Source organism: Streptomyces sp. NPDC058751 (assembly GCF_042746485.1).
In the GTDB taxonomy this organism is placed as follows: domain Bacteria; phylum Actinomycetota; class Actinomycetes; order Streptomycetales; family Streptomycetaceae; genus Streptomyces.
In genome coordinates, this window is record NZ_JBHYPZ010000017.1 from 115,457 (window position 1) to 129,889 (window position 14,433).

Annotated in this window: 20 protein-coding genes; 11 read left to right on the forward strand and 9 right to left on the reverse strand. The window is 70.7% G+C overall.

From position 1 onward, the window contains the following. Positions 1-17: 17 nt before the first annotated feature. The 4 genes from ACFW6B_RS17895 to ACFW6B_RS17910 are packed head-to-tail and all read right to left on the reverse strand — an operon-like array spanning position 18 to position 4,702. Complete coding sequence (locus tag ACFW6B_RS17895; RefSeq protein ID WP_386597018.1) at positions 18-827, reverse strand: hypothetical protein; 810 nt, start codon at positions 825-827, stop codon at positions 18-20. Then, the gene (locus tag ACFW6B_RS17900; protein ID WP_386597020.1) at positions 824-2,350 is read right to left on the reverse strand and encodes a hypothetical protein; all 1,527 of its coding nucleotides are present in this window, start codon (positions 2,348-2,350) and stop codon (positions 824-826) included. The genes ACFW6B_RS17895 and ACFW6B_RS17900 overlap by 4 nt, the downstream gene beginning before the upstream one ends. Beyond that, complete coding sequence (locus tag ACFW6B_RS17905; protein ID WP_386597022.1) at positions 2,343-3,110, reverse strand: AAA family ATPase; 768 nt, start codon at positions 3,108-3,110, stop codon at positions 2,343-2,345. The genes ACFW6B_RS17900 and ACFW6B_RS17905 overlap by 8 nt, the downstream gene beginning before the upstream one ends. After that, positions 3,110-4,702 carry a Mu transposase C-terminal domain-containing protein gene (locus ACFW6B_RS17910; protein ID WP_386597024.1) on the reverse strand — a complete coding sequence of 531 codons (1,593 nt, stop codon included), beginning with the start codon at positions 4,700-4,702 and terminating at the stop codon, positions 3,110-3,112. The genes ACFW6B_RS17905 and ACFW6B_RS17910 overlap by 1 nt, the downstream gene beginning before the upstream one ends. A gap of 273 nt (positions 4,703-4,975) precedes the next feature. On the opposite strand from ACFW6B_RS17910, the gene ACFW6B_RS17915 reads away from it, so the two are divergent. The 4 genes from ACFW6B_RS17915 to ACFW6B_RS17930 all read left to right on the forward strand — a co-directional run bounded on the left by ACFW6B_RS17915 (position 4,976) and on the right by ACFW6B_RS17930 (position 6,290). Then, positions 4,976-5,650, forward strand: a complete 675-nt coding sequence (locus tag ACFW6B_RS17915; RefSeq protein WP_386597026.1) for a recombinase family protein — start codon at positions 4,976-4,978, stop codon at positions 5,648-5,650. Then, entirely contained in the window at positions 5,647-5,811 is a 165-nt protein-coding gene (locus ACFW6B_RS17920) for a hypothetical protein (RefSeq protein WP_386597028.1), read from the forward strand. The genes ACFW6B_RS17915 and ACFW6B_RS17920 overlap by 4 nt, the downstream gene beginning before the upstream one ends. Beyond that, positions 5,808-6,041: a hypothetical protein gene (locus ACFW6B_RS17925; RefSeq protein WP_386597030.1), complete on the forward strand. Its 234-nt coding sequence runs from the start codon at positions 5,808-5,810 to the stop codon at positions 6,039-6,041. Before ACFW6B_RS17920 ends, ACFW6B_RS17925 begins: the two co-directional genes overlap by 4 nt. A gap of 108 nt (positions 6,042-6,149) precedes the next feature. Further along, on the forward strand, positions 6,150-6,290 hold the full coding sequence (locus ACFW6B_RS17930; protein ID WP_386597032.1) for a hypothetical protein: 141 nt from the start codon (positions 6,150-6,152) through the stop codon (positions 6,288-6,290). Positions 6,291-6,308: 18 nt separating this feature from the next. On the opposite strand, the gene ACFW6B_RS17935 is transcribed toward ACFW6B_RS17930, so the two are convergent. The 3 genes from ACFW6B_RS17935 to ACFW6B_RS17945 form a co-directional block, all read right to left on the reverse strand. Beyond that, on the reverse strand, positions 6,309-6,752 hold the full coding sequence (locus ACFW6B_RS17935; RefSeq protein WP_386597034.1) for a DUF2267 domain-containing protein: 444 nt from the start codon (positions 6,750-6,752) through the stop codon (positions 6,309-6,311). Between the two features lie 59 nt (positions 6,753-6,811). Further along, positions 6,812-7,207: a DUF2267 domain-containing protein gene (locus tag ACFW6B_RS17940; RefSeq protein WP_386597036.1), complete on the reverse strand. Its 396-nt coding sequence runs from the start codon at positions 7,205-7,207 to the stop codon at positions 6,812-6,814. A gap of 103 nt (positions 7,208-7,310) precedes the next feature. Next, complete coding sequence (locus ACFW6B_RS17945) at positions 7,311-7,742, reverse strand: Hsp20/alpha crystallin family protein (RefSeq protein WP_324975789.1); 432 nt, start codon at positions 7,740-7,742, stop codon at positions 7,311-7,313. 151 nt (positions 7,743-7,893) lie between these two features. Here ACFW6B_RS17945 and ACFW6B_RS17950 point away from each other — a divergent pair, with 151 nt between their 5' ends. From ACFW6B_RS17950 to ACFW6B_RS17960, 3 genes are all read left to right on the forward strand, one after another. Then, entirely contained in the window at positions 7,894-8,502 is a 609-nt protein-coding gene (locus tag ACFW6B_RS17950) for a type III effector protein (RefSeq protein ID WP_386597039.1), read from the forward strand. Between the two features lie 313 nt (positions 8,503-8,815). After that, positions 8,816-9,208: a hypothetical protein gene (locus ACFW6B_RS17955; RefSeq protein WP_386597041.1), complete on the forward strand. Its 393-nt coding sequence runs from the start codon at positions 8,816-8,818 to the stop codon at positions 9,206-9,208. Positions 9,209-10,439: 1,231 nt separating this feature from the next. Further along, a complete protein-coding gene (locus tag ACFW6B_RS17960; protein WP_386597043.1) occupies positions 10,440-10,748 on the forward strand; it encodes a helix-turn-helix domain-containing protein in 309 nt (102 codons plus the stop codon). A 10-nt stretch (positions 10,749-10,758) separates the two neighbouring features. Here ACFW6B_RS17960 and ACFW6B_RS17965 read toward each other — a convergent pair whose 3' ends face one another. Both ACFW6B_RS17965 and ACFW6B_RS17970 read right to left on the reverse strand, forming a co-directional pair. Next, a complete protein-coding gene (locus tag ACFW6B_RS17965) occupies positions 10,759-11,526 on the reverse strand; it encodes a GntR family transcriptional regulator (RefSeq protein ID WP_386597045.1) in 768 nt (255 codons plus the stop codon). A 3-nt stretch (positions 11,527-11,529) separates the two neighbouring features. Continuing rightward, on the reverse strand, positions 11,530-12,069 hold the full coding sequence (locus ACFW6B_RS17970; RefSeq protein ID WP_386597047.1) for a GntR family transcriptional regulator: 540 nt from the start codon (positions 12,067-12,069) through the stop codon (positions 11,530-11,532). A 307-nt stretch (positions 12,070-12,376) separates the two neighbouring features. Here ACFW6B_RS17970 and ACFW6B_RS17975 point away from each other — a divergent pair, with 307 nt between their 5' ends. From ACFW6B_RS17975 to ACFW6B_RS17990, 4 genes are all read left to right on the forward strand, one after another. After that, complete coding sequence (locus ACFW6B_RS17975) at positions 12,377-12,685, forward strand: helix-turn-helix domain-containing protein (RefSeq protein ID WP_386597050.1); 309 nt, start codon at positions 12,377-12,379, stop codon at positions 12,683-12,685. Positions 12,686-12,767: 82 nt separating this feature from the next. Then, positions 12,768-13,058 (forward strand): WhiB family transcriptional regulator, encoded by a 291-nt coding sequence (locus ACFW6B_RS17980; protein WP_386597052.1) that lies wholly within the window; start codon positions 12,768-12,770, stop codon positions 13,056-13,058. After that, complete coding sequence (locus ACFW6B_RS17985; RefSeq protein ID WP_386597054.1) at positions 13,055-13,246, forward strand: hypothetical protein; 192 nt, start codon at positions 13,055-13,057, stop codon at positions 13,244-13,246. The genes ACFW6B_RS17980 and ACFW6B_RS17985 overlap by 4 nt, the downstream gene beginning before the upstream one ends. Further along, entirely contained in the window at positions 13,243-14,427 is a 1,185-nt protein-coding gene (locus ACFW6B_RS17990) for a hypothetical protein (RefSeq protein ID WP_386597056.1), read from the forward strand. The genes ACFW6B_RS17985 and ACFW6B_RS17990 overlap by 4 nt, the downstream gene beginning before the upstream one ends. The last annotated feature ends 6 nt before the right edge of the window (positions 14,428-14,433 follow it).

Sequence of the window (14,433 nt, forward strand, 5' to 3'; positions counted from 1 at the left end):
TTCTGCCATGAGGTGTGTCAGTAGGTACTGCCGTCGTCGGCGTCGGTGAGGCGAAGGCCGTACCGGACGTCGTCGGCCAGGACGGCGATGCCATCGGCGGCGCGGGTCAGGAGTCCGGCGTCGAGCAGGCTCGCGACGGTGGCCGCGGTGGGCTCCTCGGGGTCGGTGGAGACGGAGCCCTCGTAGGACGCCTGGAACAACACGGCCGCATCCTCCTTGCTGAGGACGTCGCGCTGGAGCGGCCGGTAGTGGGCATCGCGCGGGTGGCGCCACGGCTCGGTGTGGTTGGCGGGGTGGACCCAATTCATCTGCCGGTCGGTGAGGACGTCCAGGCGCGGGCTGAGGGTGAAGTGGGCGGGGGCCGCGCGCCGTAGGGCGTACGGCCCGGCGAGGTGGGGGTAGGCCCAGGCGCGTTCGATGGCGTCGCTGACGCGGTCGAGGTCCCATCTGAGGCACTCGGCGAGGAAGTCGGCGGTGAGCGGGCGGCCGGCGTGGGCGAGGGCGTTGAGGACGGCGACGGCGTCCGTGTCGGTGCCGGGGGCGGGCTCGGGCGGGCACTGGGCGTCGGAGTAGTGGGGGTGGTTGTAGACCTCGGCGGCGTACGGGGTGAGGTCGCCGGGGTGGAGGTCGAGGCGGCGGGCGAGTTCGAGGACGACGTGCAGCGGCTGGTTGGGCAGGTGGTCCAGGGAGATGTCGTGTTCGTGGACGCCGAGGAGGTCGGCGAGCTCCCATGCGGACATGCCCGCGTTGTGCTGGCGGCGGCGCAGTTCCTCGCCCCAGCCGCGGGGTTTGTAGCGCGGGGGCTTGTAGGGGCCGGGGCCGGTCACAGGGTGGCGCCCTGGTCGCTGAGGATCTCCACGTCGAGGCGGCGCGCGGCCATCCAGTCGGTGAGCGGGGCGGGGCCGGCGCCGAGCTGCGTGCCTTGGCAGGAGCCGCGGTGCAGCCAGATCGGGTCGACGCCGATGCGGCGGCAGGTGCGCAGCACCACCTCGGTCAGGGCGCGGTCGGTGGCTTCGAGCTCGGGGTTCTTCGGGTCGGCGAAGAAGCGGCGGCGTGTGCCGGCGCCGTCCGCGCGGCGGTGGGCGAGGTGGGCGGCGATGATGTCGGCCGCGTACGGCGGGAGCAGGGTCTTGCCGGTGGTGTGGGCGTAGCTGGGGCACTCGTCCTCGTCGCGGCGGTCGAGCTGGTCGGCCCAGTCGGCGCGGAGGTAGACGGCGTGGTCGGCGAAGGTCGGCAGGTACAGGTAGCCGCCCGCCTCGTCGATGTTGCGGCACAGCAGGTGGGAGAAGCGGTCGGGAGCCGCGGTCAGGTGCAGGGAGAGCACGGTGACGGCGGCGGCGTGGGTGGAGACGGTGGCGCGCAGGGCCCGGCAGATGCCGGGGGTGAGCCAGGTGGTGAGCTTGTCGGGGGCGGCGGGGCCGAGGGCGGCCGGCTGCCAGCGCAGCAGGACGCCGCGGGTGAGCAGGGCGGCCTGGATGGCCCGCAGTCGGATGAGGGCGAGGCGCGGGCTGGCGGCGGTGCCGAGGCGTTCGTCGCGCAGGTAGGCGTTCAGCTGCCGCTGGAGCTCGCCGGGGGTCCGGTGGGGGGTCAGCTCGTGGCGGTGGCGGCGTACGAACTCATCCGCGCGCTGTGCTTCGGTGCGGTAGGTGAGATTGAGCTGGTCGAAGGTGTCCCCGGCGAGGCGGCGACGGCAGGTGGCGAGGAAGAGGGGGAAGTCGACGGTCGGCAGGGCCGGCCAGTCGGCGTCGGGGTCGGCGTGCTCGTCGGGGTGGAGCGGCTGGTGGTGGGCCGGGGCGGGCAGCGGCAGCAGGTCGTGGAAGATGCTGATGCCGATCACCCGGACCTCTCGGTGGGGTCCGCTGTGCGGGAGGCGGCCGCCGTTGCGGCGGGAGCGGCCGAGGCTCTCGATCGAGTTGCAGGTGCGGGTCGGGTCGGTGGGTGAGGACCAGATCAGCCACAGGTCGGCGTCGATCGCGTCGGCGAGCCGGGCCAGGGCGAGCGGTTCGCCGGGCAGGAGCCGGTGGGCGCGTTCCACGATGACGTCGGTGACGCGGGCGGAGGTCAGCCAGGCGGCGGCGTCCTTCCAGGCGTCGGCGACGCTCATACGCGGGGAGTGGACGGCGGCGGGGTTCTTGCCCGCGGCGGCCAGCACGTCCCATACGAGGTCGGTGGTGGAGCGTACGGGGTTGGGACGGATCACGATGCGTGTGGTGGTTTCGAGCGCGGCCAGGCGCCGGTTGAGGTTGGGGTCGTCGCCGGCGTCGATGACGACGCGGACGGTACGGCGCGGGACGGCCGGCTGGGCGGCGGGGTCTTCCGTCTGTTCGGCGTCGGGCAGGGTGTCAGTCACGCAGGCCGCCGCCGAGGAGGGCGTAGGCGTTGTGCACCGTGGTCTGGTCGACGGTGGCCAGGTTCTGTTCGGCGCACAGGGCGGCGGCGGTGTGGGTGAAGACGGCCCAGTCGCGCATAGTGCCGTGTCCGTAGGAGGCGTCGACCTCGTGCAGCAGCTCGTCGTCGGCGCCCTGGTAGATGGGGTGGTAGCGGCGCATCAGGGCCGGGACCTTCGCCGGGGCCAGGGGTGAGAAGGGCAGGCGGCGGAAGACGCGGGAGCGGAGCATCGGCTCCTTGGACAGGACTTCCCAGCAGCCGTCTCCGCCGACGTAGAGCAGCGCGAAGCGGGTCTTGGGGTGGTCGTGGAGGTGGCGCAGCAGCTCGATGCAGTCGCCGTTCAGCCGCTGGGCCTCGTCGACGACGACCAGGCGCATCGGGGTGGCGAGCAGGCCGACCAGTTTGGTGGTGAGGTCGAAGCGGTTGCGGGAGGTGGGGGTGTCCGCGCCGGTGAGTTCGCGCAGCAGCTGGTCGGCGACCATGCGCATGGTCGGGCGGGAGGGGAAGGTCAGCACGCACACCTGCGGCCGGTCGACGGGGGAAAGCGCGTCGAGGGCTTCGAGGGCGGCTTCGACGGCGAAGGTCTTGCCGGTGCCGGCCGGGCCGTGGACGACGCCGGTCGCCGCGTGCGCGACGAGGTCGCGGACGATCCGGGCGGTCATCTGGAAGTGGCCGGTGGGCAGGGCCGCGGCCCCGGTCAGGTCGACGAAGTGGCGCGGCATCAGCTCTCCGGATCGGCGGGAACGGGGGCGGTGGGGTCGATCAGTCCGAGCAGGGTGGTGGAGGCGCGCGCAGCGAGGGCTGCGTCGCGGTCGCGCTGGGTGCGACTCCGGCCGTCGGCGGCCGCCACGAGCCGGGACTCCGCGGGCGCGGCGTCGCCGGTCATCGGGGCCAGGGTGCGGCGGGCCTGACGGGAGGCACGGCGCCGCTCCCGGCCGAGCCGCATCGCTTCGGCGCGGGCGTGCTCGCGGAACGCGTCGGTCTGCGCCTCGGTGAGCTGCCCGGTCGGGTAGGCGGTGCACAGGTGCTCCGGCCCCAGGTAGACCTCGATGGTGCGGTCGTCGTGCGGCATGTAGCGGATCTGGACCCGCTGTCCGCCGCGCCCGTACAGCTCGGGGGCGACGTAGGCCAGGGAGCGGAAGTTGATGCCGTCCTTCTGCACGATCCGTGTCGTCCCGGCGAGCATGAGGTGGCGCAGCTGGTCGACGGGGACGCGCCGCAGCGGGGCGGGGTCCTCCTCCCATGCCTGGAGCGGGGTGCGCCCGCCGAGCATCCGGTGGCGGTGGGCGGTGTTGTACCAGCGGGCCCAGTCGGCGAAGCGGGTCACGAACCGCTCCAGGCGCAGCGGGCCCTCGCCCTCGGCTGAGCCTTCGGCGGCCCGCTGTGCGGCCGCCGAGTCCCTGATCGGCCCGTACAGGCGGCCGGCGGCGTCGCGCGGGCCGCCGGTGAAGCCGGGGAGCTGGGAGATCAGCATCTGCTCGATGGTGAGGTTCAGCCGCTCGACCTTGCCCTTGCGGTGCGGGGTGAACGCGGGCAGCCGGTGCATGACCACGGCCAGGCCGCCCAGGACCTCCTTCACGGCGCCGGCGGCGAACTCCAGACCGCGGTCGATGCGCACGAGCTCGGGCACCGCGCCGAACGGAGAGAGGTCCGGTTCGTGGGTGAGCGCCATGCGCATCGCGGTGAGCACGGTGCCGGAGGTGGGGGCGGTGGCGATGGCCCAGCCGAGCAGGGCCCGGGTGCCGTCGTCCACCACGGTGGTCAGCCACGGCGCGAGCGCCTTACCCTTCGGCGGCAGGACGAGCAGCGGGAGCTGCTTGTGGTCCATCTCCCAGCACCGGCCGCGCAGCGCGTCCGGGCGGCGCAGGTAGACCGAGCCCGCCCGGCGCCCGGCCTCACCGGTCTTCCACGCCGCGCGCTCCGCCGGGGGCAGGCCGTCGGTGAACGCCCGGTACAAGGTGCGCTCCGCCACCGGCTTCGCACTCGCCCAGCCCTCGGCGAGGAAGTCGGGCACCGGCGCCCCGGCCGTCGTGCCGTCCCCGTCGGTCACCGCGCGCCGGGCGCGGACCACCGCGGCGACGTTGCCCCGGTAGAAGGCGAGCGCCGCCCGGTCGGTCTCGCTCAGCTCGTAGCGCGGGCGGGCGGCGGGCGCGGCCGGCTTCGGCGGCGCGAGCCAGCGCCACACCGTCCGCTCCGACACCTCAAGGCCGTCCGCGACCGTACGCACGTGCGCCGCGGTCAACGCCTCGTCCTCGCGCAGCCGGGACAGCCGTTCGACGGCCGCCCGGCGCTTCTCCGCCGACACCCTCCCCATAGACCGAAGTGTCAGTGGTGGCAGAACCGCCGCGCCCGAACATGCGCCCGCATCCACACGTCCGGGTGGACCGTGCCCGAACCAGTGGCGCGCGGATGCCGAACATGATCCAGATAGGGCCGCTGGGGCCCGGATTTCCTCATCAAAGGGTGGTCGGGGGTTTCTGACGGGCCGGGGTTTTTGAGGGAGTTGTTGAAGGCTCCAGGGACCCCTTCGAGGGGTGTCCGGGTGTTCCTCATAAAACGATGGTTAGTTGAGGGCACACTGCCGTACGTGACGACCCTGAGCGACGTGTTCGGCGCCGACGACGACCTCCTGGTCGCCTTCCCTGCCCGGCCGACCGAGATCCGCATCGGCTACGCCCGCGTCTCCACCGGCGGACAGAAACTCGACCGGCAGATCGACGCGCTCACCCTCGCGGGCTGCCGGCGCATCTTCCCCGAGAAGAAGTCCGGGAAGGACGACGCCCGCCCGGAGCTCAAGGCGTGCCACGCCTTCCTCCAGGCCGGGGACACCCTCGTCGTCCCCTCCCTGGACCGGTACGGCCGCAGTCTCCAGGACCTGGTGAACATGGTCGCCGAGCTGCGCACGCGCGGGATCGGCTTCACCTCGCTGCACGAGAAGCTCGACACCCTCACCCCCGGCGGCCGGCTCATCTTCCACGTCTTCGCCGCGCTCGCGGAGTTCATCCGGGAGCTGATCGTGCAGGGCACCAACGAGGGCCTGGCCGCCGCACGGGCCCGCGGCCGCGTCGGCGGCCGGCCTTCGGTCGTCAACGACAAGCTGCTGCGCGCCGCCCGCGACATGCTGCCCAACCCGGAGAACAGCATCGAGACGATCGCGGCGCTGCTCGGCGTCTCCGTCGGCACCCTCTACAACCACATCCCCGACCTCAAGGAGCTGCGGACCTCCCGCGTCCCCGCCCCGCTCGAAGGGAGCGCCCGGTGATCCCCGCCCCGCACCGCATGAAGGGGGCCGCCCTCGTCCTGGGCGCCCGCGCGGCCGGGGAGATCGGGCCCTTCGGGCCGTACGGCGGCGACACCGGCGACGACGTCGACGAGCACGACCAGGCGCACGCCGCGCCGGCCGACGACCGTACGGTGCGATGACCATGCTGTGGCGGACCGTGCTGTCCGCGCTCCAGGACCCTGCCGCTCCCGGCCGCGAGGCGACCATCGCCCGCGGCGCTGCCGCGCTCGCCCTCAAGCGGACTCTCGAAGCGACGGCCGAGGACGTGCTGGAGATCGGACTGTACGAGTTCGGTGTCGTCATCGAGTCGCAGACCGCGGCGGCCGCGCTGGCTGCCCACCGGGTGACCGAGGCCGAGCAGGAGCGTTGACCCGTGACGACGCCCAGCCCTCTTCGGGCTGCACCCCATGCGGCTGCTGGACCGGGCGGCCTTGGTTGGGCCCCGCCCGGTCCGGCCGCCGCGCCGGAGGTGGCCCGGATGATCGAGCACATCGTGGCGGCGGTGCGTGTCGGCGACGACCCGGCGATCCGGACCCTGCTTCACCAACTGGCCGATGTCGCCGAGACCGAAGCCCTCCTGCTGCTGCACCGCCGACTCAGGGAAGACCTGCACCACTGACCGGCACGACGGCGCCAGTTATGCGGCCGGGTTGAGTTCGGCTTGGCCGAAGAGCAGGGCCCAGCCGGTGGGGAGCTGGTGGAGGATGCGGGTGATGAGGTCGGGGCCGGCGTGGGCGGTGACGGCGGCGAAGACGGATCCGGTGTCCCAGCGTGTGGTGGCCAGGGAGGCGCCGGAGCGGGCGGCGAGGTCCTTGACGAAGGTCCAGCCGGTCAGCGGCTGGGTGTCGGGGATCTGTGCGGTCAGGACGCGTGCGGCCTCCAGGGGCAGGCAGGCGGCCAGGTCGACGCGTTCGTCACCGGTCAGCTGGCGTCCCAGCCCTGCGAGGACCATGCGGACGGCTTCGTCGGCCCTTTCGCGGGTGGGGTAGGCGCCTTCGTAGCGGACCTTCTCCAGCATCTGCTCGTACGCCGTCGAGTACGGCTGCTGGTGCTCAAGCGGTACGCGCACGTCGGTGATCACTGCGGTGGATGCCTTTCGTGGTGCCGGGGTGGTGTGGTGCCGGTGTGCGGCACCGGTGGTCAGGTGGGCTGGGGTCGGCCGAAGAGGAGGTCGTATCCGGGGGGGAGCTGGAGCAGGATCTGCCCCATCAGGTCCTCGCCCGCGGTGTCGGCGACCGTGGACAGGACGGCGCTGACGTCCCAGGTCGCGGTCTGCTCGGTGGCGCCCTCGATCCAGGCCGCTGTCGCCCGGACGAACCGCTCCGTCGGCAGCGGTTCGGCGCTCTGCAGCGGGTTGAGCAGGATCAGGGCGAATTCCTCCGGCAGGCGTGCCGCGAGCTGGGCGCGGACTTCACCGACCAGATGCGCGCCGAGCAGGGCGAGCACCACGCGGGCCGCGCGCTCGGCTTCCTCCGCAGTGCCGTACTCGCCGCGTTCCTTGACGTGGTCGAGGAACGCTTCGCGTCGCAGAGTCATCTTGGTCGCCACCCCTTCGTGTTCTCGGACTGCCCAGGGGGTGCGGAGGACGGAATGGAGGGGGAGATCAGGTGCCCGTCCTCCGCACCTTCTCCGGCGGGTGTCAGCCGGAGATCTCCTTGTGGCCGGAGCCGACGCCGATGGAGATCTTGCGGGGCTTGGCGCGCTCGGCGATCGGGATGCGCAGGGTGAGCACGCCCGCGTCGTAGTCGGCCTTGATGTGCTCGGTGTCCAGGGTGTCGGCGAGCACGATCTGGCGGGAGAAGACGCCCAGCGGCCGCTCGGACAGTTCCATCTGCACGTCGTCGGCCTTCGCCACCGGCCGGCGCTCGGCCTTGACGGTCAGCATGTTCCGTTCGACGTCGATGTCGATCGCGTCCGCGGTGACGCCGGGCAGGTCGAAGGCCACCACGTACTCGTCGCCCTCGCGGTAGGCGTCCATCGGCATCGCCGATGGCTTCGACCAGGTCCCCGGGCCCATCAGCTGCTGCGCGAGGCGGTCCAGCTCACGGAAGGGGTCAGTGCGCATCAACATCGTGAAACACCTCCAGCGGGTCGTAGGCAGTTACTGCCAATGCGCTGCACTGACACCGTTGTAACATGTCATCCAATGGATGACAAACACGATGTCGTCAACACGATGACACCCGAGGGAGGTGCCCGTGACCGCAGCCGAGAAGCCGTCCATGACCAGCACTGACGCACACAGTCCGGCTTCGTTCCTAGCCGCCGCAGCGGCCCTGAACGCCATAGACGACGCCCTGCGCGAAGCCCATCACCAGGCTCCTGGTACCCCGCCCGGGACCGGGCCGGGCCCGGAGCAGGCCCTGGCCTCGCTGATGCTGCTGCGGCAGGTCCGCGAACAGCTCGCCGGATGGGAGACCGGCCTGATCGAAACCGCCCGCGACGCCGGCGCCAGCTGGGCCGACCTCGCCTCCCCCCTCGGCGTCGCCAGCCGCCAGGCCGCCGAACGCCGCTACCTGCGCGGCCGCCCCGGCCCCTCCGGGACCACCGGCGAACAGCGCGTGACGGCCACCCGCGAACGCCGCGCCGCGAGGCGCAGCACCGCCGCCTGGGCCCGCGACAACGCGGCCGACCTGCGCCGCCTCGCCGGCCAGATCAGCGCCCTCACCGACCTGCCCGCCGCCGCCCGCCACCCGCTCAGCGAGCTCCACACGGCACTCGCCCACGACGATCCCGCCGACCTCATCGCCCCCCTGACCGCCACCCGCCCCCACCTGGCCACCGCCCACCCCGACCTCGCCGCCCGGCTCGACACCCTCACGCCCCCCTGACCCCGCCCGGGCGCTGCAACAGCAGCCCGGTCGACCTCCGCCGCGGGCGGAGACAGCGGACGGGTGCCAGCCCCGGTCCGCGCGGGCCCTGGCACGACGAAGGCCCCGACCGCTCGGGGAGATCGGGACCTTCGTGTGCCTCATGGGGAGCTGACACGGCCCCGACGCCGGGCGGGTATCGGGGCCGCGGACCGCACAGGCCGTGAAGGCTCATGACCCGTGCACGCCTCACCATCTCAACGCCCGCCCTGCCTGCAAGGACACGGTCGGCGCCGACGCACAGCGCATCCCGGGTCCTAGGAGGATGATCCTCATGGAGTCGCTGCCCATCCCCTGCCCCGCCGACCAGGTCCCGGACGCCACCGGTCTGGAAGCCTTCGAAACCGCATACCGGGCAGCCAAGCAGCAGCAGGTGGTGTTCGTCGCCGTGGAGAGCCAGGGCCCGCGATGGACGGTGAAGGCCGACGCGCTCACCGCTCCCCAGCACACCATCGACAGCACGGTGTACGAGGCCGTGCGCGAGGCTGTCATCCACCTGATCCGCACCCGCCAGGTTCGCCCCGACTCCTCCGCCGGCCCGGTCTACTTCGTGCTGCACGACGTAGAGACCGAAGGCCGCGCCCGCGAACTGGCCGCTGCACTGCACGCCGCCCTGTACGGAGACCCCGAACCCCTCACCCGCGCTGCGCCCGAGACATCACCCTGACCCCACATAAGCCACTGACACTTCACGTGGCAGAGCGACTGACGTTCTCATGGCAGACGACAGCAGACCGGACAGGCTGTCCGGCTACGCTCCCGGGCCTCATGCGACGTCTCGTATCGGCCGGTGAACCCGTGCTCGGGACGCTCTCTGAACGCCGCTCCATTCGCGCGGTGCCCCGCTCGATGACGGCCGTTCTCACCTCCAGGTCATGGACTCGGCAGCTCAGCTCTTCAACGCGGGAGAGGACTTCGGTCCACTGTTCACTGGGCATCATGGTTACCTCCGGTGGCCCTTGATGCCCTGATGTTGGTCCCGGTCACAAGGCCGGAACGGCCCGGACTGCCGTACTTCCTGTGGGGCGGGAAACCAATTTCTTCGCCTCCCGTCAGGCGGGCATCGGGCCCATCCGTGACGCTCGCGGACGACGTGAGAGACCGAGACCCCAGGGCTGTACGGGGCGACCGACAGGAGCCTCTCGAACGAGGGCCTGGGCTGTTTCCTGCGGCACGTCCTCGACGCCCGCGCAGACACGTTCCGTGACTAGCGGCGCGCCGGTTGCTACTCGGAGGCCCCGACACGACAGGGATTACAGGGTAAATCGCTGACCTGCGAAAACGCCGACAGGGATAAGCGCAGGGCAAAGACAGGGATTACAGGGTTGAACGTTCAACCCTGTAATCCCTGTCTTTGCCCTGCACCTCCGAACAGGAGCAAAGCGCCTGGTCAGCGATTTACCCTGTAATCCCTGTCGCTTCTCGGACGTCACCCCCGACTGGCAGGCGGAACTCACGAGGCCGTCACTCTGAGCTACATCGATGATGTGCGAGGACGCGATCACATTCCCCGCTTCGCAACCCGGGCAAAGTGTCCGGACCGTCCCGTCCCGAGGAACGGATCCTGAGCTCCGGCGCCGCCGAACCGGATCGCCCTCTGATCGACCGGACAGGCCCTAATCGACCATGCGGCTGAGCTCATCGAGACGGCGTACGACTCCCGCCTTCTCCCAGCCGTCGGCACCGAGTTGTTCAGGCGAACCTGCCCGCCTGGCGGGAAGGCAAAGAAGAAAGTTTCCCGTCCTGCGGGTAATCCGATGCTCGCCGCCGTTCTGCCCTTGCAAGTCCTGTCAGCCTCAGGAGATCAAGGAAAGAGAACCGGGTCGCGAAGTGTTCACGCACCCCGCGCACCCCTCTCTGACACCCGAGATGCCCTCTCTGAGTACACAGGAGTATCAATGCACGACCTGGCCAGTCAGCCCGATCCCGCCGTGAAACTGCAGCGCATCAACGGCAGCCACAAACCCAATCGACTCGCCCTCCCCATCGCCGAGGCCGCCGAGCAACTCGGCGTCAGCTACCAGACGCTGTGGCGCGCCATCCGCGAGGGCGAGTTCCCCGGCATCAAGATCCGGGGCCGCATCCTCGTGCCCATCAAGGCCATCGAGCTGCTGATGGAGTCGGTCACCCGCTCCGGGCAGCTCGTGGACGCAGCCGACTGGACGGCCTCGTGGCGTGCCGAGGCCGCCGTTGCCGAGGCGGTCTGAGTTGGCCGGCTCAGTCGAGGTCGAGCGGGACCCGGTACAGCAGTTCATGAAGGTGCGCGGCCTTGACCATGACCGTCACCTCGATGGGCTTGGCGTTGTCCGAGTAGACGACGCGAAAGGTCCTGAGTACGGGCACTTCCGTCGGCAGCTCCAGGCCGACGAACTCTTCCTCGGTCGGAGGGCGGCACGACACCCTGTCGACCATCTCGCGCGGCGGGTAGCCCTTGTCGGCCAGAAGTGTGGGCGATCCACCCTTGATCTTCTTGCGTTCGAGAAGAGCGGTGCCCTGGGCGATGTCCATGGGGTAGTAGGACCAGACGAGTTCGGCCGGGTCCTCGTCCAGGAGCAGCAAACGCTCGCGCATCGCGACCGTCTCGCCTGGCTCGAGTCCGAGCGCATCACGGACTTGCGTCGGCGGCACGACCTCCGCAACGCGCAGGATCTTGTTGGTCCCGACCTTCGACTGCTTGGCGGCTTCCTTGATCCACACGTAGGGCTCGCCGTCTCGGGCCGGCGGCATCGTCGCGACGCTGTCGAATGCCTGTTGCGGGCTGTCCCGTACGAAGACGCCGCGGCCGGATCGGCCGACGATGCAGCCCTCCGCCTTCAGCAGCCCGAGGGCCCGCTGAATCGTCTGGCTGGACACTCCGTATTGCGTTACGAGGTCTTGCGTGATCGGCAATTGCTGACCGGCCGCGAGATCACCAGACATGATCTCCGCACGGATCTGTGCCGCGATTCTGTGATGCGCTGGACGAGTGTCAGTGTGCTTCGCCATGGATCAGCCGACCTTGGTCTGATAGGTGAGGCGATGACCACGCAGCATGGTCATCTGGGATACCTCCACGGGCTGCCGATCGGACGTGGTGCTGGTGCGCGTGAGTACGAGCACGGGTTCGCCCTCGTCCAGGCGCAGCGCCTCCCGGACCTTCTGGCTCGGCATGTCCACAGTCACGTCCTCGCTGACCTCACTGATCGCGAATCCGAGCTCGGCCATGAGGGTGACAGCGCCTCCGGGAATCTTGCGGACCTCCGCGAGAGCTGTGCCGCGAGCGATAGCCGCCGGGTAGTACGAATCCGTCAGCTCCACAGGCTGATCATCCACGTACATGATCCGTTGCCGCACAACAGCCGTTTCGCCGGCCTTGAGGCCCAGGGCCGCCGCGATCGACGGCGGCGGCTCCAACTCGCGTACATCAACGATCCGCTGCGAACCTCGACGTTGCTGACGCCCCAACTCCTGACTCCAAGCGTCGCTCTCCCCTGCACCACGCGGTGTCAGGTAGGCGACCGAGTCGGACTCCCACATGCGACCTGGCACGACTACACCCTTCGTTGGCCTGATCCCACGATAGTCGCCTACTCGCTTGATGAGTCTTTCAGCATGCCTCTTGCTAGCTTGATGAACATCTCACTAAGCTAGTAAGCGTGCTCCAGGGATCGCCCCTGATTGCGCATGGCATTCCGTTGCTCCGAATCCCGTGTCGACCTGCGTCGATTCAGGTCGAGTCCTGGGCTCGGCTGCAGCAAGCACAGCGGCCCCGACGAAGTCCGGCCCGTGGTGCACCACCACCACAAAGCCCTTCGCCGAGGCCGACACCCACCCCCTGCTCTGATCAGGAGGCACGATGCAGGACCAGGCTAGTCAGTCGGCCCCCGCTGTGAAGCTGCAGCGCGTCAAGGGCGGCACCGCTCCCAACCGCCTCGCCATCGCCATCGGTGAGGCTGCCGTACAGCTCGGCGTCAGCTACCAGACGCTGTGGCGAGCGATCCATGACGGCGAATTTCCCGGAATCAAGATCCGGGGTCGCATCCTCGTACCCGTCAAGGCGATCGAGCTGCTGATGGAGTCCGTCACCAAGTCCGGCCAACTCATCGACGTAGCCGACTGGACGACCTCCTGGCGGGCCGAGAACACCATTGCCGAGGTGGTCTGACGTGGCTGCCCCGCGCCGTACCGGTGGGCGCCTCGCCGCGGCCTCGAAACCCGTTGCGGCCTCGTCCAATTGGCGGACGCAGATGGCGGAGAGGGCCGCGCGCACCGCGCACCGCCTCGACGAGAACATCGAGCGCGAGGCCGCATGCGCCGGCTACGACACCGCTCTCTTCTTCCCCCGCGAGACCGACACGGCAGCCGTCGAGGCCGCCAAGGCCGTGTGCCGACGCTGCCCGGTCATGCGGAGCTGCCTGGTACAGGCGCTGCGCCATGGCGATGAATTCGCGATCCTCGGCGGCACCACCCCGCCCGAGCGGCGCCTTATCCGCCGACGGCTCGCCGAGCGCAAGCGCGAAACGGGGGTCGCGGCATGAGGGCCCTGGAGCAGTTCCGCGAGCAGCACGGCAGCCCCGAGAAGTGGAGCGCCGCCGAGTTCGACGAGTACCTCGAGATCGGCGACCAGCAGATTGCCGCTGCTGAGGCCGCCCACCTACTCATCGGCGACATGTCCCGGAGCGGCCAAGTGGCGGTGGCCACCGCGTGGGAGAGGGGAACGCGGTGAGCGTCACCGACCTGCACCCCGAGAAGTCCGGCGGCACGTACGCCGAGGGCCTCGCGCGTGCCGAGCAGATGCAGGCAGACACCGAAGCCCGGCGCATCAAGAACGAGGGCGAGCGCGTCCGCCAGGAGCTGGCGAACGAGCGGGCCCGCGCGAAGGCGCAGAAGGACATCCAGCGCGACCTCGACGACGCGGCCGAGGAGCGCCGGCACCGTGGTGAGGCCCGCCGGGAGGCAGCCGAGGCCAAAGCCCGTGCGGCGAAGTCCGCCGCGACCTGGCGCAAGGCCGCGAAGGCGATCGCCGCCGTGTGCATCGTCGTATCGCTGCCGCTGCAGGTCATGGCGTTCTGGGACCCGCACGCCTGGTTCCTCGTCGCCGCCCCGTTCGTCCTGGAAGGCGTCGCCTGGGCGCTGCTGTGCGGGGCGCAGGCCGCCATCGACGAGGGCCGCCCGTCCTGGCACTACCGGCTCGGAGCGCTCATCCAGGCGCTGATCGCCGCCGGGATCAACTACGCGCACGGCAGTGCCGAGTACGGCATGGCGACCGGGATCGGTGGGGCGCTGTGCTCCGTGATCGGCCCGATGATCTGGGACCTGCACGAGCACGGCCGGATCACCAAGCGGGAGGGGCGCACCCCGCGTTCCGTGCGCCGGGCCGAGCGCCGCGCGGACCGTGCCGAACTCCAGCACTTGGACGCGGTCAACGCCGCCCGCGCCGCCCGTGACACCGACGTGTGGGAGCGGGCCCTCGACCTCGCCGCCGCGTACGGCGAAGTCCGTCCCGGCCGCCGCTCGGGCTTGCTGAGCCTGCGCGGTGCGAAGGCGCCGAAGGTCGTCCCGAGCGAGAAGACCTACACCCGGGCGTGCGTCGAGATCCACGGTGCCGAGCCTGGCTCGACGGCCGAGCGGATCGCCCACATGCGCACCGCCAAGCGTGCCGTCCGTATCGCCCAGAACGGGCCCCTCGACGGCCCGCAGAAGGACGCGAACCCGCAGGTCGATTCCCAAACGCCCGCCGTCGACGACGAGCTCTCCACGGCCCGCAGGAAGGCACCGAAGACGCCCGGCGAGGACGGCCGCAAGCGCAACGGCGGAACCCCGCCCCGCCGCCGCCCCGGCACCGTCAAGTACCACCCCGCCGCCAAGAAGCAGATGGCCCTCGCGGCCGCCCGCCAGACCGACTGACTCGCC

What these genes read in the sequence shown, in the direction of transcription:
- ACFW6B_RS17960 (WP_386597043.1), top strand. Translation starts at nt 10,440, where the DNA reads ATGCACGACCTGGCCAGTCAGCCCGATCCCGCCGTGAAACTGCAGCGC.
- ACFW6B_RS17940 (WP_386597036.1), bottom strand. Translation starts at nt 7,207, where the DNA reads ATGACTCTGCGACGCGAAGCGTTCCTCGACCACGTCAAGGAACGCGGC.
- ACFW6B_RS17910 (WP_386597024.1), bottom strand. Translation starts at nt 4,702, where the DNA reads ATGGGGAGGGTGTCGGCGGAGAAGCGCCGGGCGGCCGTCGAACGGCTG.
- ACFW6B_RS17905 (WP_386597022.1), bottom strand. Translation starts at nt 3,110, where the DNA reads ATGCCGCGCCACTTCGTCGACCTGACCGGGGCCGCGGCCCTGCCCACC.
- ACFW6B_RS17930 (WP_386597032.1), top strand. Translation starts at nt 6,150, where the DNA reads ATGATCGAGCACATCGTGGCGGCGGTGCGTGTCGGCGACGACCCGGCG.
- ACFW6B_RS17955 (WP_386597041.1), top strand. Translation starts at nt 8,816, where the DNA reads ATGGAGTCGCTGCCCATCCCCTGCCCCGCCGACCAGGTCCCGGACGCC.
- ACFW6B_RS17975 (WP_386597050.1), top strand. Translation starts at nt 12,377, where the DNA reads ATGCAGGACCAGGCTAGTCAGTCGGCCCCCGCTGTGAAGCTGCAGCGC.
- ACFW6B_RS17950 (WP_386597039.1), top strand. Translation starts at nt 7,894, where the DNA reads ATGACCAGCACTGACGCACACAGTCCGGCTTCGTTCCTAGCCGCCGCA.
- ACFW6B_RS17965 (WP_386597045.1), bottom strand. Translation starts at nt 11,526, where the DNA reads ATGGCGAAGCACACTGACACTCGTCCAGCGCATCACAGAATCGCGGCA.
- ACFW6B_RS17985 (WP_386597054.1), top strand. Translation starts at nt 13,055, where the DNA reads ATGAGGGCCCTGGAGCAGTTCCGCGAGCAGCACGGCAGCCCCGAGAAG.
- ACFW6B_RS17945 (WP_324975789.1), bottom strand. Translation starts at nt 7,742, where the DNA reads ATGTTGATGCGCACTGACCCCTTCCGTGAGCTGGACCGCCTCGCGCAG.
- ACFW6B_RS17925 (WP_386597030.1), top strand. Translation starts at nt 5,808, where the DNA reads ATGACCATGCTGTGGCGGACCGTGCTGTCCGCGCTCCAGGACCCTGCC.
- ACFW6B_RS17980 (WP_386597052.1), top strand. Translation starts at nt 12,768, where the DNA reads ATGGCGGAGAGGGCCGCGCGCACCGCGCACCGCCTCGACGAGAACATC.